Annotated in this window: 30 protein-coding genes; 19 read left to right on the forward strand and 11 right to left on the reverse strand. The window is 53.7% G+C overall.

Annotated features, from left to right (window positions below; all coding sequences use genetic code 11):
- Positions 1–247: 247 nt before the first annotated feature.
- Positions 248–979 (forward strand): AraC family transcriptional regulator, encoded by a 732-nt coding sequence (locus O2N63_RS12410; protein WP_271054595.1) that lies wholly within the window; start codon positions 248–250, stop codon positions 977–979.
- A 48-nt stretch (positions 980–1027) separates the two neighbouring features.
- Positions 1028–1372 (forward strand): antibiotic biosynthesis monooxygenase family protein, encoded by a 345-nt coding sequence (locus O2N63_RS12415; protein WP_271054596.1) that lies wholly within the window; start codon positions 1028–1030, stop codon positions 1370–1372.
- A 27-nt stretch (positions 1373–1399) separates the two neighbouring features.
- Here the strand turns inward: O2N63_RS12415 and O2N63_RS12420 are convergent, their stop codons facing one another.
- Positions 1400–1945: a lytic transglycosylase domain-containing protein gene (locus tag O2N63_RS12420; RefSeq protein WP_271054597.1), complete on the reverse strand. Its 546-nt coding sequence runs from the start codon at positions 1943–1945 to the stop codon at positions 1400–1402.
- Positions 1946–2240: 295 nt separating this feature from the next.
- Between O2N63_RS12420 and ssb the strand changes: the two genes are divergently transcribed.
- Together ssb and O2N63_RS12430 are read left to right on the forward strand one after the other, a co-directional pair.
- A complete protein-coding gene (gene ssb / locus O2N63_RS12425; protein WP_271054598.1) occupies positions 2241–2729 on the forward strand; it encodes a single-stranded DNA-binding protein in 489 nt (162 codons plus the stop codon).
- A gap of 27 nt (positions 2730–2756) precedes the next feature.
- A complete protein-coding gene (locus O2N63_RS12430) occupies positions 2757–3839 on the forward strand; it encodes a site-2 protease family protein (protein WP_271054599.1) in 1083 nt (360 codons plus the stop codon).
- A gap of 86 nt (positions 3840–3925) precedes the next feature.
- On the opposite strand, the gene aroB is transcribed toward O2N63_RS12430, so the two are convergent.
- Positions 3926–5038, reverse strand: coding sequence for a 3-dehydroquinate synthase (aroB, locus tag O2N63_RS12435; protein WP_271054600.1), 1113 nt, complete (start codon positions 5036–5038; stop codon positions 3926–3928).
- A gap of 1 nt (position 5039) precedes the next feature.
- A complete protein-coding gene (locus tag O2N63_RS12440) occupies positions 5040–5585 on the reverse strand; it encodes a shikimate kinase (RefSeq protein ID WP_271054601.1) in 546 nt (181 codons plus the stop codon).
- 264 nt (positions 5586–5849) lie between these two features.
- Here O2N63_RS12440 and O2N63_RS12445 point away from each other — a divergent pair, with 264 nt between their 5' ends.
- Both O2N63_RS12445 and O2N63_RS12450 read left to right on the forward strand, forming a co-directional pair.
- On the forward strand, positions 5850–7472 hold the full coding sequence (locus O2N63_RS12445) for a hypothetical protein (protein WP_271054602.1): 1623 nt from the start codon (positions 5850–5852) through the stop codon (positions 7470–7472).
- Positions 7473–7475: 3 nt separating this feature from the next.
- On the forward strand, positions 7476–8420 hold the full coding sequence (locus O2N63_RS12450; protein WP_271054603.1) for a site-specific tyrosine recombinase XerD: 945 nt from the start codon (positions 7476–7478) through the stop codon (positions 8418–8420).
- Positions 8421–8493: 73 nt separating this feature from the next.
- Here the strand turns inward: O2N63_RS12450 and O2N63_RS12455 are convergent, their stop codons facing one another.
- Positions 8494–8952 carry a type II toxin-antitoxin system RatA family toxin gene (locus tag O2N63_RS12455; protein ID WP_271054604.1) on the reverse strand — a complete coding sequence of 153 codons (459 nt, stop codon included), beginning with the start codon at positions 8950–8952 and terminating at the stop codon, positions 8494–8496.
- A 121-nt stretch (positions 8953–9073) separates the two neighbouring features.
- Here O2N63_RS12455 and hpt point away from each other — a divergent pair, with 121 nt between their 5' ends.
- On the forward strand, positions 9074–9619 hold the full coding sequence (gene hpt, locus O2N63_RS12460) for a hypoxanthine phosphoribosyltransferase (protein ID WP_271054605.1): 546 nt from the start codon (positions 9074–9076) through the stop codon (positions 9617–9619).
- A gap of 12 nt (positions 9620–9631) precedes the next feature.
- Entirely contained in the window at positions 9632–9811 is a 180-nt protein-coding gene (locus O2N63_RS12465) for a hypothetical protein (RefSeq protein ID WP_271054606.1), read from the forward strand.
- Positions 9812–9929: 118 nt separating this feature from the next.
- Here the strand turns inward: O2N63_RS12465 and lipA are convergent, their stop codons facing one another.
- Entirely contained in the window at positions 9930–10883 is a 954-nt protein-coding gene (gene lipA / locus O2N63_RS12470) for a lipoyl synthase (RefSeq protein WP_271054607.1), read from the reverse strand.
- Positions 10884–11144: 261 nt separating this feature from the next.
- Here lipA and O2N63_RS12475 point away from each other — a divergent pair, with 261 nt between their 5' ends.
- Positions 11145–11690 carry a peroxiredoxin gene (locus O2N63_RS12475; protein WP_271054608.1) on the forward strand — a complete coding sequence of 182 codons (546 nt, stop codon included), beginning with the start codon at positions 11145–11147 and terminating at the stop codon, positions 11688–11690.
- A gap of 348 nt (positions 11691–12038) precedes the next feature.
- Here the strand turns inward: O2N63_RS12475 and O2N63_RS12480 are convergent, their stop codons facing one another.
- Positions 12039–12281, reverse strand: a complete 243-nt coding sequence (locus tag O2N63_RS12480) for a hypothetical protein (protein ID WP_271054609.1) — start codon at positions 12279–12281, stop codon at positions 12039–12041.
- Between the two features lie 145 nt (positions 12282–12426).
- On the opposite strand from O2N63_RS12480, the gene O2N63_RS12485 reads away from it, so the two are divergent.
- Positions 12427–13125 carry a winged helix-turn-helix transcriptional regulator gene (locus O2N63_RS12485; protein WP_271054610.1) on the forward strand — a complete coding sequence of 233 codons (699 nt, stop codon included), beginning with the start codon at positions 12427–12429 and terminating at the stop codon, positions 13123–13125.
- A 143-nt stretch (positions 13126–13268) separates the two neighbouring features.
- The gene (locus tag O2N63_RS12490; protein WP_271054611.1) at positions 13269–14036 is read left to right on the forward strand and encodes a methyltransferase domain-containing protein; all 768 of its coding nucleotides are present in this window, start codon (positions 13269–13271) and stop codon (positions 14034–14036) included.
- A 149-nt stretch (positions 14037–14185) separates the two neighbouring features.
- Here the strand turns inward: O2N63_RS12490 and O2N63_RS12495 are convergent, their stop codons facing one another.
- The 3 genes from O2N63_RS12495 to O2N63_RS12505 are packed head-to-tail and all read right to left on the reverse strand — an operon-like array spanning position 14186 to position 16253.
- Positions 14186–14704, reverse strand: a complete 519-nt coding sequence (locus tag O2N63_RS12495) for a gamma carbonic anhydrase family protein (protein WP_271054612.1) — start codon at positions 14702–14704, stop codon at positions 14186–14188.
- On the reverse strand, positions 14701–15354 hold the full coding sequence (gene gmk, locus O2N63_RS12500; RefSeq protein WP_271054613.1) for a guanylate kinase: 654 nt from the start codon (positions 15352–15354) through the stop codon (positions 14701–14703). The genes O2N63_RS12495 and gmk overlap by 4 nt, the downstream gene beginning before the upstream one ends.
- 5 nt (positions 15355–15359) lie before the next feature.
- Complete coding sequence (locus tag O2N63_RS12505; RefSeq protein WP_271054614.1) at positions 15360–16253, reverse strand: YicC/YloC family endoribonuclease; 894 nt, start codon at positions 16251–16253, stop codon at positions 15360–15362.
- Positions 16254–16493: 240 nt separating this feature from the next.
- Here O2N63_RS12505 and O2N63_RS12510 point away from each other — a divergent pair, with 240 nt between their 5' ends.
- On the forward strand, positions 16494–17144 hold the full coding sequence (locus O2N63_RS12510; protein ID WP_271054615.1) for a PAS domain-containing protein: 651 nt from the start codon (positions 16494–16496) through the stop codon (positions 17142–17144).
- Between the two features lie 122 nt (positions 17145–17266).
- Here the strand turns inward: O2N63_RS12510 and O2N63_RS12515 are convergent, their stop codons facing one another.
- Positions 17267–18637 carry a class II 3-deoxy-7-phosphoheptulonate synthase gene (locus O2N63_RS12515; RefSeq protein ID WP_271054616.1) on the reverse strand — a complete coding sequence of 457 codons (1371 nt, stop codon included), beginning with the start codon at positions 18635–18637 and terminating at the stop codon, positions 17267–17269.
- Positions 18638–18954: 317 nt separating this feature from the next.
- Between O2N63_RS12515 and O2N63_RS12520 the strand changes: the two genes are divergently transcribed.
- The 7 genes from O2N63_RS12520 to O2N63_RS12550 all read left to right on the forward strand — a co-directional run bounded on the left by O2N63_RS12520 (position 18955) and on the right by O2N63_RS12550 (position 25906).
- Positions 18955–19941: a GlxA family transcriptional regulator gene (locus tag O2N63_RS12520; RefSeq protein WP_271054617.1), complete on the forward strand. Its 987-nt coding sequence runs from the start codon at positions 18955–18957 to the stop codon at positions 19939–19941.
- A 222-nt stretch (positions 19942–20163) separates the two neighbouring features.
- The gene (locus O2N63_RS12525) at positions 20164–21351 is read left to right on the forward strand and encodes an ABC transporter substrate-binding protein (protein WP_271054618.1); all 1188 of its coding nucleotides are present in this window, start codon (positions 20164–20166) and stop codon (positions 21349–21351) included.
- A 93-nt stretch (positions 21352–21444) separates the two neighbouring features.
- The gene (locus O2N63_RS12530; RefSeq protein ID WP_271054619.1) at positions 21445–22224 is read left to right on the forward strand and encodes an ABC transporter ATP-binding protein; all 780 of its coding nucleotides are present in this window, start codon (positions 21445–21447) and stop codon (positions 22222–22224) included.
- On the forward strand, positions 22225–22941 hold the full coding sequence (locus tag O2N63_RS12535) for an ABC transporter ATP-binding protein (RefSeq protein WP_271054620.1): 717 nt from the start codon (positions 22225–22227) through the stop codon (positions 22939–22941).
- Between the two features lie 2 nt (positions 22942–22943).
- Positions 22944–23954, forward strand: coding sequence for a branched-chain amino acid ABC transporter permease (locus tag O2N63_RS12540; protein ID WP_271054621.1), 1011 nt, complete (start codon positions 22944–22946; stop codon positions 23952–23954).
- Entirely contained in the window at positions 23951–25306 is a 1356-nt protein-coding gene (locus tag O2N63_RS12545) for a branched-chain amino acid ABC transporter permease (protein WP_271054622.1), read from the forward strand. Before O2N63_RS12540 ends, O2N63_RS12545 begins: the two co-directional genes overlap by 4 nt.
- Positions 25307–25906 (forward strand): nucleotidyltransferase family protein, encoded by a 600-nt coding sequence (locus tag O2N63_RS12550; RefSeq protein WP_271054623.1) that lies wholly within the window; start codon positions 25307–25309, stop codon positions 25904–25906. It begins immediately after the preceding gene.
- Here O2N63_RS12550 and O2N63_RS12555 read toward each other — a convergent pair.
- Complete coding sequence (locus tag O2N63_RS12555) at positions 25899–26582, reverse strand: Hint domain-containing protein (RefSeq protein WP_271054624.1); 684 nt, start codon at positions 26580–26582, stop codon at positions 25899–25901. The genes O2N63_RS12550 and O2N63_RS12555 overlap by 8 nt on opposite strands.
- Positions 26583–26729 lie beyond the last annotated feature (147 nt).

The following is a 26729-nucleotide window of genomic DNA, read 5'->3' on the forward strand; positions in this document are numbered from 1 at the left end:
GCATCGCACCCCCGTCATGTTAGCCGCAATCCCCCCCTGTTTTCTGTGGATCAATCTGGGGATAACTACTTATTGTGAATTTCATCCGCGACAAATTCAACAAATTGCGCTATGAGGATGTCCGTTAAATTCCGAAATCTCTCATCTCTCTCTGGTCGCCATGTCTCAAATGCAACCCAAATCTGCGCCATTTCGTGTTGTTCCTCTTGGAAGAATGAACAAGGGTGGCCGATGGCGCACCGAGGCAATGCGTTCTTATGGGGCGCCTGTTCTGATCTGGTTCACACGGGGTCAGGGTCGCATCACGGTCAACGGAGTTACCGCAGGTTATGGCCCTAATAATTGTGTGTATGTCCCCGCCGGGATCATGCATGGGTTTGAGCTTTCGCCGCATGTAGCTGGAACACTGATCGTACTGCCTCAAGACAGCGAAGAAGCCCTAAAGCTCCCTGAAGAACCACGGCATTTGCGCCTACGCGAAGCAGAAAAACAAATGGAACTCGGTCGAATGATCGATGATCTCCAACGCGAAATGGATCGGTTTCAGTCAAGTGGCGCCGACCGCACGCATCGCGCAATGATGTGCCATGCCGGGCTGATCTCTGTTTGGCTGGATCGCCAGTTGTCTGATCATTCTGTGCGGGAGACCGAAAAAGACGCTTCGGCACGTCTTGCAAATGCATTTGCTGCATTGGTTGAACAGGAATTTCACAGTTCAAAATCAGTTCGCGATTATGCCGGAGAGTTGGGTGTCACGCCCACGCATCTCAGCCGGGTCTGCAACAAAGCCTGCGGGCGTCCTGCATCTTCAATTTTGGCAGACCGGGTACATTATGAAGCGCGACGCTTGTTGAGCGAGACACATATGCCAATCAAGGACATTGCTCATAGTCTTGGGTTCGCCTCTGCGGCATATTTCACACGGGCTTTTCAGAAACATACCGGCCAGACGCCCTCAAGCTTCAGATCCGCGCATTAGGCCGTCTGCACCTTAAGTGGGCGATCAATTGAGAAACAGGAACAGCCGATGAACGACCGGTTCGCCCCGACGCCAAAGCCACCTTATTACGCTGTGATCTTTTCCAATCAGTTATCTGAAAATCCCAACGGCTATGACCAGATGGCTGACAAAATGCTGGAAATGGCGCAAGGGCGCTCCGGCTTTCTGGGTGCGGAAAGCACGAGGGACGAAACCGGATTTGGAATAACTGTATCCTACTGGAGAGATGAGACCTCAATAGCGGACTGGAAAGCCGATGGCGCGCATATGGCCGCTCAGAGATTTGGGATCAGCGATTGGTATGACCACTATCACCTGCGTGTTGCAAAGGTTGAACGCGCCTATTCAGGTCCCGAAGGGCGGACTGCCTGAAGAGATGCTGCGTGATTGATGCCCCGATCAGCTACCAAGGATCGCTTTTACATACCCTTTGGTTTCTTTGTACGGTGGCACACCGGAGTATTTTTGTACCGCAGCAGGCCCTGCGTTATAGGCTGCCAATGCAAGCCGCCAGGTGCGGAACGTGTTATATTGCTGACGCAGATACCGCGCGCCCCCGTCTAGATTTTGATAAGGATCGTGGGGGTTTACGCCAAGTTTTCGCGCAGTGAAGGGCATCAGCTGCGCAAGACCGATTGCTCCCGCATGGCTTTTGGCACGTGGATTCCAACCGCTTTCCTGTTGCACCAGTCGCAAAAAGAGATTTTCCGGAATGCCATGGCGGCGTGCTGCCGCTTTTGCCATTTCAAGGTATTGCCCACGATATTTTCCACGGTAATTGGGGATGCCGACGGAAACGGGCACTTTTGGCGCATTGGGTTGTAGCCGGACAGAATTGGCATATTGCTGGGCGGCTCGTGAATCAAGAACCTGAAGTTGGGAGTTGAATACCGCGCGTCCAGTGGAACTTGAGAACAAACTTTCTGCCATCACCGGCATCGCCATGATGGTTCCGACGAAAAAATACAAAGCAATAAGCGGGACAAGCCCCCGAAAAAAGCTGCTGAGAGACATCTTTCTTCCCCAAAATTGATCCGGACAATATAGGCACTTTTCGTAACATCTCAATGGTCTTGGCAGTTTCTTGCCAGTCTCAAGGGTGAACCGGACCACCAAATGAGTGTCACTCGCTTAACAAAGAGCCAATTCATCCACAGCTTTCCCGCTTTGCTCACCTTCCCCAGCCCTCATCATCTGTGTAACCTTGTGCGAAATGTGAAGAATCGAAAGGAAGCCGTCTATGGCAGGCTCGCTCAATAAGGTAATGCTGATCGGCAATTTGGGCCGTGATCCCGAGGTCCGTTCCTTCCAGAACGGCGGCAAGGTGTGCAACCTGCGCATCGCAACCTCGGAAACCTGGAAAGACCGCAACACTGGTGAACGCCGTGAACGCACGGAATGGCACTCTGTGGCCATCTTCAACGAAGGGCTGGTGCGTGTGGCAGAGCAGTATTTGCGCAAAGGGTCCAAGGTCTATGTCGAGGGCCAGTTGCAGACCCGCAAATGGCAAGATCAGTCCGGCAATGACCGTTATTCCACCGAAGTTGTCCTTCAGGGCTTTGGCTCGACCCTGACCATGTTGGATGGTCGCGGTGACAACCAAGGCGGTGGCCAGAGTGGCGGAGGATATGATCAGGGCGGAGGCTATGGCGGCGGGAACCAAGGTGGTTCAGGTGGTCAGCAATCCGGTCCGGCCGGCGGCGGTTTTGACGACGAGATCCCGTTCTAAACGAATGTAATAACAAGGAGGTGCGCGATGAGTTGGTCTTTCCCCATCGGGCATCTCTTCGGCTCGCAGATCCGTGTCCATGTGACCTTTCTTCTGCTCATTGCCTTTATAGGTGCCCAGGCCTGGAGCACCCAAGGTCCCGAAGCCGCGCTATGGACCACCATTTTTATCCTCCTCCTATTTGCCTGCGTGGTGGCGCATGAATTCGGTCATGCCCTGATGGCGCGCCGTTTCGGCATTCACACGCCCGATGTCACCCTCTTGCCGATTGGCGGTCTGGCTCGGCTGGAAAAAATGCCCGAAAAACCGTCTCAGGAAATTTTGGTGGCTCTGGCTGGTCCTGCGGTGAATGTGGTGATCTGGGCGGTCCTGACACTCCTCTTCGGAGCACCAACGGAACCGGAACAGATCACCGGTTTATCCGTTCAGCCTTCCACCCTTCCGGCACAGCTTGCGACGCTGAACCTCGTTCTGGCGGTCTTCAATATGTTGCCAGCTTTTCCAATGGATGGCGGTCGCGTCTTACGCGCGGTTGTGTCTTTGGTCACAGATCGGGTGACCGCGACGCGGATTGCAGCTGCTGCGGGACAAATGTTGGCTTTCTTGATGGCCTTGAGTGGGCTTTTATCGGGGAATATCCTGCTGGTCCTGATTGCCGGGTTTATCTTTATCGCGGCAGGTGCTGAAAGTTCAGATGTGGCGATGCGGCATGTCGCCCGGCGCATGGTCGCTCGTGACGCAATGATTACGGAATATCAATCACTTGGCCCAATGGACAGTCTCGATCTGGCGGCCTTAACGCTGATACGCACCACCCAGCACGAGTTCCCGATTTTGGATAATGAGGGTTATTTCCAAGGGTTTCTTACAAGAGACACCCTGCTCAGAAACCTCGCGGAAACCCGAGCGCAGGGCGTGCCCGCTGCCCCCGTGGGCGAGTTGATGCAGCAGGTTCCGATTGTACGCCTGACAGATGGATTGGAAAAAGTTCTAACCCGTATGGGCCAGGCCCCCGCAGTTGCGGTTACGGACCGCGAGGGGCATTTCCTTGGCTATATTACGCGCGAAAACATCGGTGAATTGATGGTGGTGGCAAACCGCGGTCGATAGGTCTTCACCATTCAGCCAATCCGCAACACAGGGATATCAGTAAATCCATGTGACCGGACCTCCCGAAGTTCGCCGGGGCGGAGACCCTACCCGCGCCCGGCAAGCGCTTCTGTCAGAATGTCATGCACGATCTTCATGTCCACTTCATCCGTAACAAAGGCCTCTCCAATTGCCCGCGCCATGATAAAGCGCAGTTTGCCCGCCTGCACTTTTTTGTCCTGAGACATAAGGGTGATCAACCCGTCGGCATCCGGCAAATCACCCGGAATATCTGCCAAGTCCTTTTTCATGCCCATGGCTGCCAAATGCGCACGCCAGCGCGAGGGGCTTTCCTGAGAAATCAATCCCATTCGCGCAGAGGTCTCAAACGCAAGCGCACATCCGATGGCAACCCCTTCACCATGCAACAGCCGGTCGGAATAGCCGGTGGCCGCCTCAAGCGCGTGACCGAATGTGTGTCCAAGGTTCAAAAGCGCACGGTCGCCCTGTTCGGTTTCATCCCGAACGACAATATCGGCTTTCATCTGCACCGAATGGCGAACCGCTTCTTCTCGGAGATCGAGATCACCCTCAGCCAGCTTCGGACCGTTTTCCTCCAACCAGCTGAAAAACTCGGCATCCCCGAGCCCTCCATACTTAACCACCTCACCGTAACCCGCGAGGAAATCGCGTTTTTTCAGCGTGCCAAGAGCCGCAATATCCGCCAGAACCAGCGAAGGCTGATGGAAGGCGCCAACCAGGTTTTTGCCATGTGAGGTGTTGATCCCGGTCTTGCCACCAACCGAACTATCGACCTGCGCGAGCAGGCTGGTCGGGATCTGAACAAAACGGACTCCACGGCGCAGGATCGCGGCCGCAAACCCGACCAAATCACCGATTACACCTCCGCCAAAGGCAATCACCAAATCCTTGCGTTCCACCTTCTCCGACAAAAGCCACTCAACCACTTGTGTCAGATAGGGCCAGCTTTTGGTGCCTTCGCCCGGTGGCAGGATCAGCGCTTCAGACGCAATTCCTTCTTTTCCAAGTCCCGCTTTCAAGGCGTCAAGATGAAGCCCAGCAACGGTTTCTTCGGTCACAATCCAGACCTTAGGACGGGGAAGCAGCGGCGCGATTTCTCGCCCGGCGCAGTCAATCAATCCCGCTCCAATGCGCACATCATAGGCGCGATCTCCAAGGGGTACGTGAACGGTGGTCATGTCAAACCTCTGTCAAAACATCTGGACGTGTAAGCAACGCAGCAATCACAGCATCGGCCATATCGGCAATGGCGTATTCCGAGCGCGCCTCGACCGCAAGATCTGAAAGAGCATATACCGGAACCCGTTTATCATAGATCTCGGTCAGGGTTTTTTTAGGATCCGCAGTGCGCAAGAGTGGGCGTGTATCCTTGTGCTTGACCCGATTCCAGAGCAGTTCGAGATCGGCCTTCAACCAAACAGCCACCCCTCGTTCGGAAATCATTTGGCGATTGCGTTCGGCCAGAAATGCACCGCCACCGGTCGACAGCACTGCGCGTTCGGTGTCAAGCAGGCGACCAATCACTTCGCTTTCACGATCTCGAAAAAACGCCTCGCCATCGCGTTCAAAGATCTCGGCAATCGACATGTTGGCGGCTTTTACGATCTCTTCATCGCTGTCTAGGAATGGGACGCTCAACCGATCCGCAAGCGCTTGACCAACCGCAGTTTTTCCTGCTCCCATCATGCCAACCATGACAATGGATTTGTTCAGTTGATAGGCCATGCTGATCTTCCCCTTGCCCTATTCGGGGCGCCCATTTGCCGAATTACGAAGTTTTTACTTCAATGGCGTGATCTTGTGACAAAAGCCATATATAAATTGAGGTGAGGCAGAAAAGAGGCGAGAAAAAAGGGACTAGCATGGCTCTTCGCGTAATCAAGTTATTGCTATTTTTGGCGATTGTGACCGGAATTAGTTTATTGGGGTATTCGTTTTTTGGGGACATGTCCCCGAACGCCGCGCCTCAGAACAAATCCGTGACACTGAATGGAGGATGATAAGAAGACATCTGTCTTTGTGAAACGTCTGGTGCTGGGCTTTGCTTTGACCTGCACCGGGATGGTAAATGGTGCGCTTGCGGAAACCGGTGACAAAGATACAGCAGCGTCCGAATCCAGTCAGACACTCAAGCCGATGTCAGCCATTGACTGGCTGTCGAACAGTGTGGCCCTGCCCGCTCCTGCCCCTGCGACCCCACTGGAAACGGGTGTGACCGATACCGCTGCGGTCGAAGATGTGACTGTTAGCCCGATTGGAACTGCAAAGGCAGATGCGGTTGGCCTGCTGCCAGCCAGTGTTACGGGGCTTCCGATCGACCTGTGGGGGAATTCGCGCCCGGATGATCTGGCTCGGCGCATACTGTCTCTTCCGGTCGAGCTGATGCCGGCCATGCAGAAACTGCTCATCCGTCTGATGCTGGCAGAGCTGAACCCACCCAAAGGCACGGCCAACGGGTCTGACCGTCTGTTTCTGGCGCGCGTAGATCGACTTTTGGGTATCGGCGCATTGGATCAGGCAGATGCCCTGCTTGCGCGTTCCGAAATGCAGACAGCCGCAAGTTTTCGACGCGCATTTGACACCTCCTTGCTGCTTGGCGAAGAGGACATCACTTGCCAGCGCCTCAGTGACGCCCCAGAACTGAGCCCGACATTCCAAGCCCGCATTTTTTGCCTCGCTCGCAAGGGCGATTGGGACGCCGCGGTTTTGGCCTTGGGGACAGGGCGAGCCTTGGGATATGTCAGCGAAGACGAAGATGCGATTTTGTCCCGCTTTCTGGATCCGGATCTTTTTGAAGGTGAGCCTGCCCCACCAGCCCCCCAGCAACCATCCCCTTTGACATTCCGTCTTTATGAAGCAATCGGAGAGCATATTTCCACCAGCAGCCTGCCACTTGCTTTCGCCCAGGCCGACCTGCGCGCCAATATTGGTTGGAAAGCTCGTGCAGAGGCTGGAGAACGGCTGTCAGGTGTTGGGGCAATTAGTGATAATCAAATATTTGGACTTTATACCGAACGAAAACCAGCGGCTTCCGGCGGGATCTGGGACCGGATGGCAGCTGTACGGGCGCTTGATAATGCATTGAAGAACCGTGATGCAGATACGTTATCGGTTCTGCTTCCCGAGGTTTGGTCTCGCCTTGAGGAAGCTGGTGTAGAACTTCCCTTCTCGCGAATTTTCGGACCTGAACTCGCCTCATATAATCTGAGTGGAGAGGCAGCTTTGGTCGCTCTTCACATGGGGCTATTGTCAGATCATTCAGAAGAGATCGCCCTTCGGGCTGGCGCTTCAGATGCACGTGCTCATCCCCGCCGCGCCATTTTGCTTGCTCTTGCCAAGGGTGACACCAGCATGGTCACACCGGTAGATGCAGAAACCGAAGCCGTGCTGGAAGGGTTTGCCGTAACTGGAACCCCTATTCGATTGCAGATGTTGGTAGAACAGGACCGTCTAGGGGAAGCCATTCTGCGGGCAATTGCGCTGTTCTCCGGGGGCGCCCTGGGTGATCTTGACGAATTGACAGACGCATTGGCCTTTTTTCGTCAAATTGGACTTGAACAAGTCGCAAGGCAGGCTGCCATCGAATTCCTCATTCTGGATCGTCGGGGGTAGCACATGAACGATATATCGCAGGATCACAGTCGTTGGATCTCGGCATTTCTTGAAGCGCAGGCTGCCGAATTGGACGCGTCTCAGAATACCCTATTGGCTTATGGTCGGGATCTGACGGATTTTGCCCAGCATATCGCGCCAGCTTCATTTGATGGCGTTGGTCGGGAGGATATCGAAAACTATCTGGTTGCTTGTGATGCATTGGGTCTGTCGAAATCCACGCGTGCGCGCCGCTTATCCTCGATCAAAGGTCTTTTTCGCTTTTCATATGAGGAAGGTTGGCGAGATGACAACCCGGCGCTGAAAATCAAAGGGCCAGGGCGATCAAAGTCTTTGCCTAAAACCCTCAGCGAATCCGAGGTGGATGCGTTGCTCATGGCGGCTCGCACGCATGGACGTACAAAAACTGACCGAACGCGCAACATATGTCTGATGGAGCTTTTATATGCGACCGGCATGCGCGTAACCGAACTGGTCAGCCTTCCGGTTTCAAGTGCCCGAGGCGATCCCCGTATGCTTCTCGTCAAAGGCAAAGGTGGAAAAGAACGCCTCGTGCCTCTCTCTCCTCCGGCCCGTGAAGCATTGGCAAGCTGGCTGGCCATTCGCGACGAGACCGAAGAGGTGGCACGGGTTGAAAAAAAACGCCCTGCCTCTCCATTCCTATTCCCATCCCGAGGAAAACTGGGGCATCTGACCCGCCACCGGTTCTTTGGTCTGATCAAAGAATTCGCGATAGAAGCAGGGGTATCTCCCGCCGCAGTTACCCCGCACAGATTGCGCCATGCTTTTGCCACCCATTTGCTCGCACGAGGTGCGGACTTGCGTACCATTCAGACCTTGTTGGGGCACGCCGATGTTGCGACCACTGAAATCTATACCCATGTCCTTGAAGAACGTCTGAAAGAGCTTGTGCTTGAGCATCATCCGCTCGCGACACCGCAAGACTAGGCTGGCATTCATCAGCTCCTAAAACTGAAATGTTTATCACCACGGTGAATGGGATATCCCAACATCGACATGCTTAGATATCAGAGGGTCCATAAAGCGCTTTGGCACGCTCTTCAAAGGCCCGTACGATCCGATGCATGGCTTCGTTGAAAACAAGTCCGATTACTTTCTGCAGAACCGGGCTCTTGAATTCAAAGTCCACATAAAACTCGATTTCACAGCCGCTCTCATGGGGGTGAAACTGCCAATGTGATCTGAGGTATTTGAAAGGTCCGTCCAGATACTCCATATCAAGCCGTGGTGTAACCGGATCCAGAACCGCGCGACTGCCAAACCGTTCTCGGAACACTTTGAAACTAATGACCAGATCCGCCTCGATCATCTCGGTCCCGTCAGGTTGTGGCGTCCTCTTGCGCACCCGCGCAGCTGTATTCCAAGGAAGAAACTGTGGGTATTTCCCAACATCGGCCACCAACGCATACATCTGCATCGGCGTATAAGGCAGCACACGTTTTTCACCATGGGTCGGCATGAGCGTTTTTTTCCTTCTCTCGCGCCCGCACATGTCTTAGGTATGCGATCGAAAATCAAGGGGTCAGATATCAGTTTTCCCCCACTTTCCAAGTCAAAAACCTAGACGCCAAGGACTGATCATGACCCAGCGCCCCTACACCATTGACACCCTCATCTCTGCCAAGCGCATCGCAGCACGCGTGGAACAGCTCGCAGAAGAGATCCATGACGAGTTTGAAGGGACCGACAAATTGGTGGTAGTTGGCCTTCTGCGTGGATCGTTTGTATTCATTGCAGATGTGGTTCGAGAACTGGATCTACCCGTAGAAGTCGATTTTCTTGAAGCTTCTTCCTATGGCAACGCGATGGAAAGTTCGCGCGAGGTTCGAATCCTGAAAGACCTGCGCGGGGAAATTGCCGGGCGCGATGTTCTTGTGGTCGAAGATATCGTCGATACCGGCCATACGCTGACACAAGTCGTCAAACTATTGCAGGCCAAAGACCCCAAGAAACTTCGCACAATTGCATTGCTGGATAAACCGTCTCGCCGCGAGGTCGACATCAAGGCAGATTGGACCGGTTTTGAAATCCCGGATGAGTTTGTTGTGGGCTATGGCATCGACTTCGCCCAACGCAATCGCAACTTGCCCTATATTGGTTCGGTGCGCTTCCTGGATGAAACCTGAGGGGACAGCCGCATGAATCTGCGTCAGTTCCTGCGCATGTCCAAATGGGCGCGCAATCCACCGTCAGAGAAACGGGTGAAACTGGTGCTGGGTGTGGTAGCCCTCTGCCTTCTATTGGTCGGCTATGAATACGTATTCGGAACGCCAGACTGGCTTTCAGGCTGGTCCGGCAGACCAAAATTCCGCCCCTGACACAACCACTGCATACACAAAAGGCGCACGGGCATCCGCACGCCTTTTTTCTTGCTTGCAATACCTTGGGGTGAGAACGAAGTCCGATGGGCAAAGCCCCTTTTTCCGTCCAACCCCGTTAACTTTTGCCTGACAATTGGGCTTCGCGATTTGCCCGTAGTCGTTCAAAGTCATTGCCAGCAAAATAGGATGACCGGGTCAGCGGTGTGGCCGACACCATGGTAAACCCTTTGCCATAGGCGGCTTTTTCATAATCCTTGAACTCGTCTGGATGCACAAACCGCTCCACCGCGTGGTGTTTCGGCGTTGGTTGCAGATACTGGCCGATGGTGATGAAATCCACGTTAGCAGCGCGCATGTCATCCATCACCTGGCGCACACCTTGTGCGTCCTCGCCAAGACCAACCATGATACCCGACTTGGTGAACATCGAGGGATCAAGCTCTTTCACGCGCTGCAGCAGTCGAAGCGAGTGAAAATAGCGTGCGCCTGGACGCACGGTGGGATAGAGACCCGGCACCGTTTCAAGGTTGTGATTGAACACATCAGGCTTGGCCTCGACCACGGTTTCCAACACCGACGTGTCACATTTCAGAAAATCCGGTGTCAGGATCTCAATGGTGGTATCGGGCGACTTGTGACGGATCGCTCGAATGGTCTGGGCAAAATGCTCCGCCCCGCCATCTTCAAGGTCATCCCGGTCCACAGAGGTGATCACCACATGGTTCAATCCAAGCTTTTTCACCGCATCTGCCACGCGGCCCGGCTCAAACACGTCCAGATCGTCGGGACGACCGGTCGCCACGTTACAAAACGTGCAGCCACGAGTACAGATTTCGCCCATGATCATCATGGTGGCGTGGCCCTGTGACCAGCATTCGCCCGCGTTGGGACAAGCAGCCTCTTCGCAAACGGTCGAGAGCTTGTTTTCCCGCATAATCTTGTGGGTTTCCGCATAGCCCTTGCCACCGGGAGCGCGCACGCGAATCCAGCTTGGCTTTTTCGGCTGTGCATTGTCCTTGCGATGCGCCTTTTCCGGGTGGCGCTCTTCGGGCAGTTTCAGATCACGCATGGCTTGTCCTCCAATTGCCCCACTATATACGGTGCGCCTGACCCGGTGTCACCCTTCTGCATCCCTTGGGATGCGGGATTGTGATAATCGCATAGCTGGGCGAAATATACGCGATCAAATCCGACATTTAGCCCTTTTTCATACTGCGTCAAAGAAACGTATTGTGAGCAATTTGGAATGTTTCTAATACGACGCGTGTCCGGACGGAGGAATTGATTCCCCGCCAGCCAACATATTGAATTTTTATAAGGATCGAGACAGATGAAAGAAGGCGTTCGCGTCCCCAATATCACCTTCAAAACCCGTGTGCGTGACGAAAGCATCGGTGGTGACAACCCGTTCCGCTGGCAGGACATGACGTCAGACGACTATTTCGCAGGCAAACGCGTGATCCTGTTCTCGCTGCCCGGCGCATTCACACCCACCTGTTCGACTTTCCAGCTGCCCGGTTTTGAAAAGGGTGCGGAAGAGTTTGCTAAAATGGGCATCGACGAGATCTACTGCATGTCCGTGAATGACAGCTTTGTCATGAACGCCTGGGCGCGCAACCAGGAACTGGAAAACGTAAATGTCATCCCGGATGGGTCCGGTGAATTCACTCGTCAGATCGGGATGCTGGTGGCCAAGGACAACGTGGGATTTGGTGACCGTTCGTGGCGCTATGCAGCCATCATCAAGGATGGTGTAGTTGAAAAATGGTTCGAAGAACCCGGCCGCGAAGATAACCACGGCGCAGATCCTTACGGAGAGAGCTCGCCGGAAAACGTGATGGCATGGCTGAATGACAACGCCAAGGCCGTGGCATAAGCCACCCGCTACATATGTTTTGAGAAGGGCCACCAGTTTTTTGGTGGCCTTTTTTACACCGATCTACTCTCGAACTTGGAGATAGGTGTCCAGTCCGCTTTGCGGACTTTCCGGACACGTGCAGATGCGGTGAGTGCTCGTGCAGAAACCCCTTGCGATTGCAACTCGTTTCTCGCTGTGACGCAGCCCAATTCGCCGAAGTGGGTCATTGAACCCTTCTAGGAGACACCAAAAGCAACGAGCCCGAACGCGACCAAACCGGCGAGAAATGCGCGATTTGTTGGCTCTCCAAACATCGGAGGGGCGGTTCCATGCCCCCCTTCGTTTGCTTCGAGTTCTAATCTTCGGTCAAGTTGGCGGGTATGCGCCTAGCCGGTAGTGGGATTCTTCCTTGGCACGGTTAGCACCAGATTCGAATTTTACGACAACTCGGTAAAGCGTATCTGCAAGGAATGCGCAAACCATGCAGCGAGCCTCATATCCAAAACCACGTTCGGCCATTGCTTCGAATTCTACCTGCGTTCGGCCGCCTGCACGGATCACCATCAAGTCGAACTCGGTGAGCTGGGGTGTATGATTTTTGCGGGTCATTGTGTGCCTCCTCTTCAATGCATCCTCATTCTGGCAGGCGGTCTCACCCGGCTGATAGTGCAGGAACTGAAGCGGTCCCGGTACTTTTTTTGAACTAGAAAGGTCCGGTGGAAAAAACTATTTTTGGAAGCAGGAGGAATTGATTATGGCAACCAAAACATATGGGATCTACTGCCCAACTTCGAAGGCCTGCGAAGTGCTGGAACCTCGTTGGACCATTCCGATTCTCTGCGAGCTTTGGGACAGCAACACGCGGTTCAACGAAATCCGGCGCGCGCTTCCAGCTCTGTCACCCGGGCTATTGTCAAAGCGCCTTAAGGAACTCGAAGCCAATGGAATGATCGAACGTGTAGAAAACCGTGCGCAAGGTACGGTTGACTATTTTCGCACTCAAAAAGCTGTTGAGCTTGAACCAATTTTTGACGAACTGGCCCGCTGGGCTCAGCGTCATGTGGATGCGGAAATAGCGCTTTCAGATCAAGATGCGGGAATGCTGATGTGGAAGCTGCGTCGACGGATTAAAGCTGAGGAAATGATTGAGGGTCGAAACACTATACGGTTCCACTTCCCGGACGCCACTAGCAAGCACAACACGTATTGGATCGTTGCCAAACGCGGTGCCGATGCCGACCTCTGTGTTCACGATCCCAAGTTGGAACCGGACTTATTCGTGGAATGTCGTGTCGGTGTTCTGACTGGTATCTACCTAGGGCGCCGCAGTCTGGCACGTGAAATTGATGACGGCAACATATTCCTGAGCGGTGACACACGCTTGATTAGGAACTTCACAAAGTGGCTGCCACACAATGTCTATGCAGATACCGCAGGTATCGCGAAGGTGTAACGGTGTTTTTTAGAAAACATTTGGATCTGATGATAGTGCGGTGCCCGATGCTGTGGCGGCATTTTTAGAGAATCGCCACCGGCACCGGTTCCGATCTCTGACAAAACAAAAGTCGCGATATAGGGATTAAGCAGGAGTGTTCGATGAATGATTTTTTCAACCCAAAGATGGCCGCCCAGCAGGAACGAATGGCGCGAACCGAGGACATGATGCGCCAGCGCTCGAAACACATGCGGGTTCTTTCTCCAAAATCAGGTGAAAAAATCCTGGAACTCGGCTCCGGCAACGGGATTTTCGCGCGCGAACTTGCTGAGCGCGTAAGGCCTGGCGGCGAGGTGATTGGATTGGATCCTTCGGAAGCCATCCTTGAAATGGCTCGTCATATCTACCCGCAGGGGGAATTCATTCAAGGCGACGCTCAGGATTTACCGTTCGAAGACCGGAGCTTCGATGCCGTTGCGGCAGCACAGGTGTTTTGTTTCCTAAAGGATGTTGATCAAGCACTTGCCGAAACCTATCGCGTTCTCAAACCTCAGGGCCGCGTCGTCATCCTCGACACGGATTGGGATACGCTGGTGTGGCGCACCAGGCAACCCGAGCTGATGGCAAGGGTCATGGATGCCTACAAGGCGGTCTATGCGAATGCGTATTTGCCGAGAACTCTACCGCACCGTTTATCGCAGGCAGGGTTTTCGAATATCAAAGTCAAAAGTTTCGTGGTTCTGAACAGAGGTCTGGGAGAAGAAACATATGCGCGCCAGTCCATAGGCTTCGCGACATCCATAATGGAGGGCTCGCCCGAGTTCAGCAAAGAAGAGCAAACGTGTTGGCTTGAAGATCAGGAACAGCTAGAGCGGAACGGTGACGTGTTCTTTTCGCTCAACCGCTACATTCTCTCCGGAAGAAAATGAGTGCCTTCAAAAGGGACCCCTATCCTACCCCCGTGAGTTTGAATGTCAGTCCTTTCACAGGCCGTATGAACGATCAGTCTAGCCGTGACATGGCAGCGATTTCAACGCTGTGAATGCGCGCAGCGAAAAATCCAAGTTCACTTGTGGGCTCAAACCGGCCTAAGTCCTTTCGCGAAACGCGCGGCGTTTTCCTGATAATGCAGGGCTGAGGCGATTAGCGACTGTTTGGTGGCGTCATCGATTTCCCGCACGATCTTGCCGGGGCTGCCAAGTACCATGGACCCGTCCGGAATTTCCTTGCCTTCGGTCACCAAGGCCCCTGCCCCGATCAGGCAACCTTTGCCGATCTTGGCCCCATTCATGATCGTCGCATTCATTCCGATCAGACTGCCATCCCCGATCATGCAACCATGCAAAAGCACCTTGTGGCCCACGGTGACATTGGCGCCGATGGAAAGCGGAAAACCCATGTCGGTGTGAAAAACGCAATTTTCCTGCACGTTGGTGCCTTCACCAATGTCAATAAGCTCATTATCCCCACGAAGGGTGCAACCAAACCAAATCGAAGCCTTCGCGGCCACTCTTACCTTGCCAATAAGATTGGCATCTGCGGCCACCCAGGCGTCGGGACTGATTTCAGGAGCAACTCCGTCTAGTGCATAGATCATGTTTCACCCTCCTCAAATTCCGAATGCAGGCTGCGGACAAATTCCAATAGCCCTGGTTGTTGGGCACGTCGCAGACGTTCGGCTGAAACAATGGTTTTCAACCTGTCGAACGTGGCATCCAAATCATCGTTTACCAGAACGTAATCATACCCATCCCAATGGCTGATCTCATCCCAGCTTCTCTGCATCCGCTTCTGGATGACATCGGCACTGTCCTGCCCACGGCTGACCAGTCGGCGTCTAAGTTCGGTGATCGAAGGTGGCAGCACAAAGATCGACAATACGTGATCCCGCAAAGCAGAGTTCGAAATCTGCTGCGCGCCCTGCCAATCCACATCAAAAAGAACGTCGCGACCATCTTCGATTGCATCGCGAACCGGTCCGGCAGGGGATCCGTAGAAATTGCCGAACACATGGGCATGTTCCAACATCTCGCCTTCGGCCACCATGCCTTTGAATGTCGGCTCATTCACAAAATGGTAATGAACGCCATCCTCTTCGCCCTTTCGAGGCGCACGTGTGGTGGCAGAAACCGAAAAGCGCAAACTGTCATCCCACTCCATCAGTCGCTTGGCGAGCGTTGATTTTCCCGCCCCTGAGGGAGATGAGAGAATGATGAGCAGACCTCTGCGTGTATCAAATTTAGTCATGGTACTCACTCCAGGTTTTGCACTTGTTCACGCATCTGATCGATCACGTGTTTGAGGTCCAATCCGACTGCCGTCAGTTCCTTGAACTGCGCCTTGGAACAAAGCGTATTGGCTTCGCGATTGAACTCCTGCATCAGGAAATCGAGCTTGCGCCCAATCGGACCGTCACTTTCGAGATGTTCCTGAGCAGCAGCAACATGGGCTCGCAAACGGTCGATTTCTTCACGTACATCAGTTTTCACAGCGATTAGTGCCAGTTCCTGCGACAGCCGATCCGCATCGACGCCGTCAGTGTTGTCCAACACACGTGATAACGCGGTGACTAGCGTTTGTTTCTGAGCATCCTGTCGGTCGTCCAGCATCGTGACGGCCTTGTCGATGAGTTGACCGACTTCTTCCACTTGTGAGGACAGGATCTTGATTAACTCCGTCCCCTCGCGGGTCCTTTCGGATACAAACTGAGCCACCAGATCAGGAATTTGCTTTTTAAAAGCGTCCAAAAGAGCCTTGGTGTCTTCATTCGAACCAGAACTGATCTCAAGCACCCCCCGCATCTGCGCGATGTCCGAAACGGCGACGGGGGCCACGTCTACCCCGTTTGCTTTTGCTTCAGCGCTGATCGTGTCCAGAAGGGTCAGCGCATTGGCCAGACCTGATGGGCTGATCGCCACCTGTCCAGTTTCATCATTTCGCGTCACACGTAACCCGACAGAGACATTGCCCCGTGTCACATGCTTTTTGAGTTCGCGACGCAGGACCTCGTCCAACCCCGCGATCCAGTCTGGTAGGCGCAGGCGCATATCAAGACCCCGGGCATTGACCGAACGCATGTCCCAGCTCCAGCCATAGATCCCATTTTCGCCGGTTGCACTTGCAAAGCCTGTCATTGATTGCGCCATGATCTGTCTTGCTGCCCCGTTTTCTCGGTTAACCATTTGATAAGGTTTATCACCACACTTTAATGGAATGTGGCATATTAAGATTGCGGTAAGGAATACCACAAATTCAGTTAACAGACGGTCACCAAAGGAACAAGATTGACTTGGTGTCGAAGGGGATTGGCCATGAAGATCGATTATGTAAAAGACGACAATGTGATTTCCATTGCGGCCGCACGCACCGATCAGAAATTCCCGGCGGTGGCACAGGCCGAGGGATATTGGCATGGCCTGCGAAACGGAGGTTCAATCCCCTCTCGATCTGATGTCGATCCTCGCGGGATATCAGGCATTCTGGAATATGCTTTTATTCTCGAACAAATCGCGCCGGGCATCGCCAAGATCAGACTGTGCGGCCAGAGTTTGAATGAAGCTCTTGGGATGGAGATGCGCGGAATTCCAATCTCGTCTCTCTTCCTGCCTGAGGCGCGCTATCAGTTTCAAAAAGCTCTGCAAAAGATGTTTGAAGGACCCTCGACCATCCAGGCTTCGCTGATTAGCAAAGGTGGGTTCACACAGAAGGATCTCGAAGCTCAACTGTTTATAGCACCGTTGCGTGATGAACAGGGGCGAGTTACCCGCGCTCTGGGGACATTTCAGATCAACGATAAGGTAAATCGCGCACCACGCCGTTTTGATTTTCGTGATCTGGTGATCACCAGGATCGAAAGCAATGCAGCCGCTTTAGAGGCAAGCCGATTGAAACAGGCGACATCGGATCTTTGCCGCGATGTTCAGGGTTTAGCTGAACAAAGAACCGATTTTTCTTTTGAGGCTGATGCAACACCACGATCTAAACCCATCAAATCACGATCAGATGTTTCACATCTTCGTCTGGTTCAAACTGACTGAATTTCATTTAGGTCTGCGAAAACCACGAACCTGTTCGCTCTGATGATGCTTTTGTAAAATGAAAAACCCTGGCGAAAACCAGGGTTTTTCTTGTGTTTTTGGTAAGTCCGAAACCCGGGGTCTTACCCCGCCTTGCGGGCCTCGCTTGGTTGACGCAACGAAGACAATTCTTCTGCCACCAGAAAGGCGAGCTCCAGGGATTGCGATGCGTTGAGGCGCGGATCGCAGGCTGTGTGATACCGATCCGAGAGGTCCTCGTCTGTCACGGCACGAACACCGCCAGTGCATTCGGTCACATCGGTGCCGGTCATTTCGAAATGAACACCACCCGGGATGGTGCCTTCTGATTGATGCACGCCAAAGAAATCTTGCACTTCCTTCAGTACGCTGTCGAAGGGCCGTGTCTTATAGCCTGAAGCCGATTTGATGGTGTTGCCATGCATCGGATCACAGGACCAGACCACATTCGCACCTTCGGATTTGACGGTTTCGATGAGGCGCGGCAGGTGATCTCCCACTTTGCCAGCCCCGAAACGTGCAATCAGCGTCAACCGACCTGCTTCGTTTTCAGGGTTCAGCTTGTTCATCAGAACTTTCAGATCCTCAGCCGTGGTGGTTGGGCCGCATTTCAAACCAATCGGGTTGATCACACCGCGCAGGAACTCGACATGCGCCCCGTCTGGTTGACGGGTGCGATCACCAATCCAGAGCATATGCCCCGAACCGGCCACGGTTTTGCCCGTGGTGGCGTCCAATCGGGTCAGCGCTTCTTCATATTCCAGAAGCAGGCTTTCGTGAGAGGTGTAGAAATCTACGGTTTGCAGCGTGTGCATCCGATCAGCGGTCACGCCTGCGGATTTCATGAAATCAAGGCTATCCTGAATCCGTTCGGCCATTGCACGGTATTTTTCGGCCTCGTCGCTCTCGGTAAAATCAAGCGTCCATTGGTGCACCTGATGCACATCCGCCAGACCGCCCGTCGAAAACGCGCGTAAAAGGTTCAGTGTGGCAGCCGATTGGGTGTAGGCAGCCAGCATCTTGCGTGGATCAGGAATGCGTGCCTGAGACGTGAAGTCGAGTTCGTTGATGATATCGCCACGGTAGCTCGGCAGCTCCACGCCATCCACTGTTTCCGTCGGCGCGGAACGCGGTTTGGCAAATTGCCCGGCCATGCGACCAACTTTGACCACCGGAACCTTTGCTCCAAAGGTCAGTACCATGGCCATTTGCAGCATCACTTTGAACGTGTCACGAATGCCATCTGCCGAGAAATCCGCGAAACTCTCCGCACAATCCCCGCCTTGCAGCAAGAAGGCTTCGCCACGAGAAGCCTTGCCCAGCTCTTCTTTCAGCCGGATAGCTTCACCCGCAAAGACCAATGGGGGATACTTCCCAAGCTGCGCTTCGACCTCGGCCAACGCAGCCGGGTCGGTATAGTCAGGCATCTGCACTCTTGGCTTTGCACGCCAGGCCGACTTTTCCCAATCCGTCATAATCTTTGCTCCATTTTTCAGTATTGCCCCCTCCTCTGGGGCATCAAGGCCCTCTTGATAGCGTCTAAGATCGGCAGGTGCAAACAGTGACGAAATGTTTAGAAGTTTTGATAGCAAAACAGGAGCATTTGCCGCGATTTAACCGTTGCGATATGCTGCTGATACCCTGGTAAAAATACGCTGTCTTGTTGGCGTTAAATATCTAGTTCACATCGGGAATATTCGGTCTTCGGATTAAATTCACTTGAAGGGTCGCTCTAAAACTGATGTGGTCAATTTCACCTTAACACCAGCCCTCTCAAGCAAGTGAGTCGCACATGGTTCAAAACACAACACCAAACAATGCCCAAACGGACGGCCAATGCCGCTATGTGTTTGTGCTGGTGAATGAGTTTACTCTTTTGAGTTTTGCGGGCGCTGTCGATGCGCTGCGGATTGCCAATCGCGCATCTGGGCGTGAGATTTACGACTGGGTGTTGCTCAGCGAAGGCGGGCAGCCCGTCACTTGTTCTGCCGGGGCAGTATTTCAGGTTGATGGCGATCTGGGTGAGTTGAAACGAGATGACATCATGGTCATCTGCTCAGGGGTAAACGTGCAGTCAAACTGTTCTCAGAAACTGCTTAACTGGCTGCGTCGCGAAGCGCGCCGAGGTGTCAAGATTGCGGGACTCTGTACCGCGTCGCACATCATGGCAAAAGCAGGTCTTCTGACGGACAAACGCGCCACGATTCATTGGGAAAACCACGACAGTTTTGCAGAAGAATTCGACGATGTAGAACTGACAAAACGGGTATTTGTCATTGACGGTTCGCGTATGACCGCTGCGGGTGGCACCGCGTCAATGGACCTGATGCTGAAGCTGATTGCCCAGCAGCGTGGAGAAGAGATCGCCAACGTGGTGGCAGATCAGCAGATCTATACTTCGATCCGTACTGATCGCGACAGTCAACGCCTGTCCGTTCCGACGCGGATCGGTGTACGTCATCCGAAACTGTCCGAAGTTATTCAGCGTATGGAAGCCAATATCGAAGAGCCAATCTCTCCTTCTGTACTGGCCACTGAGGTTGGGATGTCCACCCGACAATTGGAACGCCTCTTCCGCCGTTATCTCAACCGTTCACCCAAACGCTACTATATGGAACTGCGCCTGCAAAAAGCGCGGAACCTGTTGATGCAGACGAATATGAGCGTGATCAACGTTGCGCTTGCCTGTGGTTTTTCCAGCCCGTCGCATTTCTCGAAATGCTACCGGTCGCATTATGAAACTACACCTTATCGGGAACGCGGCAGCCAGTCAGGGTAGCCCGAACATTCCTTTGCCAGAACGAACATCCTAGGTTTTACTTATGAATTCCAAGTGGTTGTCTGGGGTTTTAACTGTTGGGCAATGACCGGTCCGGTTGAGAAGACCGAATTGATGTCGCGACGGATTTGCGAGTCATTTCTTCGCATGCGGGTCTTTTCATTTTCCTTATTCGGCCCTAGTGTGACCTTTGGGAGAATTTTCCAATTGGGAGAGAAAAATATGAAAAAGATGCTGATGGCGACCGCTGCCACTGCACTGATGACTGGCGCCGCATTTGCTGATGGAGATGTCATCAAACTGGGTACTATTCTCGGCTATACCGGGCCCATCGAAAGCCTGACCCCGCATATGGCGGGTGGTGCAGAGCTTGCCATGGCAGAAGTTTCTGCCTCGGGTCTTTTGCTCGGCGGAAAGACCGTTGAATCCGTTCGTGCAGATTCGACTTGTGTAGACAGTGCCGCAGCAACCGCTGCTGCTGAAAAACTGATCACCTCGGATGGCGTCAAAGGTCTGATGGGCCCGGATTGCTCGGGTGTTACCGGTGCGGTTCTGGCAAACGTTGCTGTTCCGAATGGCATCGTAATGATCTCACCTTCGGCAACTTCGCCGGGCCTGACCGATGCTGAAGACAACGGACTGTTCTTCCGCACCGCTCCGTCAGATGCACGTCAGTCGAGCGTCATGTCAGACATTCTGAAAGAAAATGGCGTTGGTTCTGTTGCTGTGACCTACACCAACAACGACTACGGCAAAGGCATGGCTGACGCTTTCAAAGCCGCGTTTGAAGCCGCTGGCGGTGAAGTGACCATCGTCGCTGCTCACGAAGACGGTAAAGCTGACTACACCGCAGAAGTTGGTGCTCTGGCCTCGGCAGGCGGTGACCTTCTGGTTGTTGCCGGTTACGTGGATCAAGGTGGTGCAGGCATCGTACGCGGCGCGCTCGACACCGGTGCATTTGACATGTTCCACTTCCCAGACGGCATGATCGGTGAGAACCTCGAGAACAACTTCGGGTCAGAAATCGAGGGCTCAACCGGGCAGATCGCGGGTACAGACAGCCCGGGTGCTTCGACCTTTGCTGATCTTGTGGGTGACAAGTTCACCGTCGACAGCCCCTACACTGGTGAAAGCTACGACGCTGCAGCTTTGATCCTTCTGGCGATGCAGGCTGCTGGTTCGGCTGAATCTGCTGACTACGCTTCGAAGGTGGAAATGGTTGCCAACGCTCCGGGTGAGAAAATCTATCCGGGTGAACTCGCAAAAGGCCTGCAGATCCTGGCTGATGGTGGCGAAATCGACTATGTCGGCGCCACCGCGGTTGAACTGATCAATGGTGGCGAAGCCTCCGGCGGATACCGCGAGATCAAGATCGATGGCGGCAAAATCGAAACGGTTAAATTCCGCTGAATCTGACGCCATAACAGAAACGATGCAGCCCGGATTTTTCCGGGCTGTTTCCGTAAGATACGCGGCCATCTTAAGGTTGTGAGAGGGGAAAACATGATCGTCATAGAAGACGTTCACAAGCACTTTGGCGGCTTTCGGGCTGTGGATGGTGCAACGATGCGGATCGAAGATCGCTCGATCACCGGGCTGATTGGCCCCAACGGGGCGGGCAAGACCACGCTCTTTAACGTGATTGCCGGTGTGCTGAAACCGACCTCTGGTCGGATCACCATGGCTGGTGAAGACATCACCGGCCTGCCTCCGCATGAATTGTTTCATAAGGGCTTGTTGCGTACGTTCCAGATTGCCCATGAGTTTGGCTCGATGACCTGTCGCGAGAACCTGATGATGGTTCCGGGTGGTCAGTCAGGTGAACAACTCTGGAACACCTGGTTCGGTCGCAAACGCATCGCGGATGAAGAACGCGCCCTGCGGGCCAAAGCGGACGAAGTTCTTGAATTTCTGACCATTTCCCACATTGCAGATCTGCGGGCGGGTGAGATTTCGGGGGGCCAGAAAAAGCTCCTGGAATTGGGCCGCACCATGATGGTCGACGCCAAGATCGTGTTCCTCGATGAGGTGGGCGCCGGCGTGAACCGCACCCTGCTCTACACCATCGCCGACGCGATCAAGCGCCTGAATGAAGAGCGTGGATACACCTTTGTTGTGATCGAACACGACATGGATTTCATCGAAAAACTTTGCGACCCGGTCATCTGTATGGCTGAGGGCAAAGTACTCGCACAGGGCACATTGGCCGAGATTAAGGCCAATGAACAGGTGATCGAGGCTTATCTCGGCACCGGGCTCAAGAACAAGAAAGAGGACGCGTAAATGGCTGACCCTTTCCTGATTGGTGACAACATGACCGGCGGCTATGGCAGACATGGTCCGGACATCCTGCATGATTGCACCATCTCCGTCGAAAAAGGCGAAATTGCCGTGATTGTCGGCCCCAATGGCGCAGGCAAATCAACTGGCATGAAAGCCGTGTTTGGGATGCTGAACCTGCGACAGGGCGCAGTGCGTCTGGATGGCGAAGACATCACCAATCTGTCTCCGCAAGCCCGCGTATACAAGGGCATGGGTTTTGTTCCCCAGACCCACAATATCTTTGGCTCGATGAGTGTGGAAGAGAACCTCGAGATGGGCGGATTTATCCGCACCGACGATATCTCTGAGACCATCGAACAGGTTTACGAGCTTTTCCCGATCCTGCGCGAAAAACGCAATCAGGCCGCGGGTGAGCTGTCTGGCGGTCAACGTCAACAGGTGGCCGTGGGCCGCGCGTTAATGACCAAACCGAGCGTTCTGATGCTGGACGAACCCACCGCTGGGGTATCCCCCATCGTGATGGACGAACTTTTTGACCGGATCATCGAAGTGGCAAAAACCGGGATCTCGATCCTGATGGTGGAGCAAAACGCTCGCCAAGCCCTCGAAATCGCTGACAAAGGTTATGTTCTTGTTCAGGGGCGCAATGCCCACACCGGAACTGGCAAATCCCTTCTGGCCGACCCTGAGGTCCGCCAATCGTTCCTGGGAGGCTGATTATGGACTTTCTCAATGCAATTGTGGCGCTCAGTAACTTTGTTCTGATCCCCGCCATCGCTTACGGCTCGCAGCTCGCCATTGGCGCGCTGGGGGTCACAATGATCTATGGCATCCTACGCTTTTCCAACTTCGCCCATGGCGACAGCATGGCCTTTGGTGCGATGATCACGATCTTTGTCACTTGGTGGTTCCAGTCGATGGGCGTGTCGATCTCGCCCCTGCCAACCGCCCTACTCGCCCTGCCCTTCGGCATCCTTGGAACCGCGCTGATGGTGTTGGCGACAGACCGCATGGTCTATCGCTTCTATCGTCAGGTGAAAGCCAAACCGATTGTGTTTGTGATGGCATCGCTTGGCGTCATGTTTATCATGAACGGTGTGGTACGCTTTCTAATTGGGCCGGGAGAACAGCGGTTTGCCGATGGTGCACGTTTCATCATAAAGGCGCGTGATTTCAAAGAGATGACCGGGCTTCGCGAAGGTCTGGCCTTCAAAACCAGTCAGGGCATCACTGTGATCACAGCAATTTTGATTGTGGCGTTCCTGTTCTGGTTCCTAAACAAGACCCGCACCGGCAAATCGATGCGTGCCTTTAGTGACAACGAAGATCTGGCTCTGCTGTCGGGCATCAACCCGGAGCGCGTGGTGATGGTCACTTGGATCATCGTTGCCTCGCTAATAACCATCGCAGGTGTGCTTTACGGTCTGGACAAGAGCTTCAAACCCTTCACATATTTCCAGCTTCTGCTGCCAATCTTTGCCTCCGCCATTGTTGGCGGGCTCGGCAACCCGCTTGGCGCGATTGCCGGTGGTTTCGTGATTGCCTTTTCCGAGGTCACGATCACCTATGCCTGGAAGAAGGTGGCGGTCTATCTGCTGCCTGAAGCGTTGGAGCCATCGGGTCTCGCCCAACTACTTTCCACCGACTATAAATTCGCGGTCAGTTTCGTGATCCTGATCGTGGTTCTGCTGATCAAGCCCACCGGGCTATTCAAGGGGCAATCGGTATGACCAAGGATATGCGCACTCCGATCCTGTTTGCCGTCATGGCACTTCTGTTCATCCTCGAAGGCACCACCTCGTTCTGGGTCTTCTCCGGCAGCTGGAACACTTCGCTTGCGATCCTCAATATGGCGTTGATCTCGGCGATCATGGCGTTGGGGGTGAACCTTCAATGGGGTTATGCGGGGCTTTTCAATGTCGGTATCATGGGCTTTGTCGCTCTTGGCGGTCTGGCGACTGTGCTGATCTCGATGCCTGCCACGCCGGGCGCCTGGACCGGTGGCGGGTTCCAAATTGTATTTAGCCTGCTGCTTGGGGCTGGAACGGTGGCTGCGGCGATTTCACTTTTCAAACGCATGGCACCGGGCCGCAATCGCGGAATAGCCCTGTTTGCTTTGCTGGCCATCGGGTTCTTCCTGTTCCGCTATGTCTTTGACGGCGGTGTGGAAGGTGTCGAAGCGATCAACCCGGCCTCGACCGGTAACATCGGCGGTCTCAACCCCGGTGGTCCGGACGGTTACAAGGATCATGGCTATATGGCACTGATCGCGTGGCCTGTAGGTGGCCTGTTGGCAGCTGGCGCTGCATGGATCGTCGGAAAAACCGCTCTTGGTCTGCGTTCAGATTACCTTGCCATTGCCACGCTGGGCATTGCCGAGATTGTGCTGGCCGTAGTGAAAAACGAAGATTGGCTGGCCCGAGGTGTAAAGAACGTCATCGGCCTGCCTCGTCCCGTGCCTTACGAGGTTGACCTACAGAACAGCGCCGAGTTTGTGGCGAAGGCAGAAAGCTGGGGGGCCGATGTGACCACGGCATCGACCATTGCGGTAAAGCTGTCTTACGGTCTGCTGTTCACCGCTGTACTCCTTGTGCTTCTGGTTCTCGCCCAACTGTCGCTGAAGTCGCCTTGGGGCCGGATGATGCGTGCGATCCGTGACAATGAAGTCGCGGCTCAGGCCATGGGCAAAAACGTAACCAAACGCCATCTACAGATCTTTGTTCTGGGCTCTGCCATTTGTGGTCTGGCCGGTGCGATGATGACCACGCTGGACGGGCAGTTGACTCCCGGGTCCTACCAACCACTGCGTTTCACCTTCCTGATTTGGGTCATGGTGATCGTTGGCGGATCGGGCAATAATTTTGGCTCGGTACTGGGCGGTTTGCTGATTTGGTTCTTCTGGATCAAAGTTGAGCCGATTGGCAATTGGCTGATGCAGGTTGTCACCTTCGGGATGGAAGACGGGTCTTCGTTGAAGGCACATCTACTGAACTCTGCGGCACATATGCGGTTGTTCTCAATGGGAATTGTACTGCTTCTGGTGCTACGCTTCAGTCCACGCGGTCTGATCCCAGAAAAGTAAATGAAAGGCTCTCCCCATCTCTGCATTCTGTTGCTGGCCGCAGGTCAGTCGAAGCGGATGGGAGGAGCTGACAAGCTGATGTTATCGATCGGTGGGCAACCGCTTCTGGCGGATCGGATCGAAACTGCACTGGCGACCGGACTTGATCTGACAGTTGTGCTTCCCCAGAAGAAAAACGCCCCACACCGATGGGCGCTTATTCCCAACGGGAACTTAAACGCCCTTCCCTGTCTAACGGCGTATCTTGGAATGGGAGAAGCCCTTGCCACCGGATTTAAATCTATTGGCAACAGCTATGATGGGGTGCTGGTCCTGCTTGCCGATATGCCAGATTTGACAACTTTGGATATTCAGGAAGTGGCCCGTAACTATCAACATGGTTCCGTAGTACGAGGGGCTTCGCAAGACGGATCACCCGGGCATCCGGTACTTATCCCCAAACGTTTGTTTAATGGAATGACTGCGCTGCGTGGAGATCAAGGCGCTAAGGACTTGTTGTTGCGCGAAGACATCATAAAGGTTCCTCTGCCTGAGCACCACGCTTTGACGGATTTGGATACGCCAACGGATTGGGCGAACTACAAGAAGCGTTTCAAGTGAAAAGGCATGTAACTTCGTGATCATTCAGAACGATATGGTTCCGAATATAGTTGGCGATAGCCGTATCATGCGCAAGTCGTGGCATTACCCTCACGATCTCATCAAACAATTCGGGATCCGTATGCCTAATTCGCGGCATGTCGGGGCAATGTGATTCAACCCAAACACCTCCGATTTCGATCAACTCACAATGATCGAACAGCAGATGGCATAGAGTTGGTGTCGCGGAAACCTCCCGTTCAAATTGGCTTGAAGCAAACAAACTTTGAACCGGGCAAAGCACTTCGGAGGACCCAAACAAAAGGTTCGCTCGGTCATTTGTCAGTAGAACCAAATTTCCCGGAGCCAATAGTACCTGTGTTTGGCTTTTATCTGCACCGAGAACCCGAACAAGCGGTCCTTGCTCCGGTCGAGGGCGAGATTGTCCGATCCAGCGTAACGTCTGCAAACCATTGTCGCGCGTTACCATCTGATCCCCGATGCGTAATTCACGCGCAGGAATTTGCCCGCGTGCGGTACGAACCAAAGCGTTTAACGATATTCCGGCATCGCTGAGATTACTGCGTATTTTTTGACGTGAAGGACTTCCATGGCGCGCTCTAAAACCTTGGGGCCCTTTTGGCACGTCATAACGGGAAATATCGTATTCTATTTCTTTTACACGCAATTCAAACATGCGCTTACCTCATTTCACTTGTTACATACATCGATGGGTATAGATTAATCACGTCTGAAATGTGAACAGACAGGGGAAAAAAAAGCAAATTTATCGAAAATGTAAAGCGAACCCCTTTCAGGAGCTGTGTCGCTCTCATAATTTTGC

The sequence above is a fragment of the Aliiroseovarius salicola genome (genome assembly GCF_027891095.1).
In the GTDB taxonomy this organism is placed as follows: Bacteria; Pseudomonadota; Alphaproteobacteria; order Rhodobacterales; family Rhodobacteraceae; genus Aliiroseovarius; species Aliiroseovarius salicola.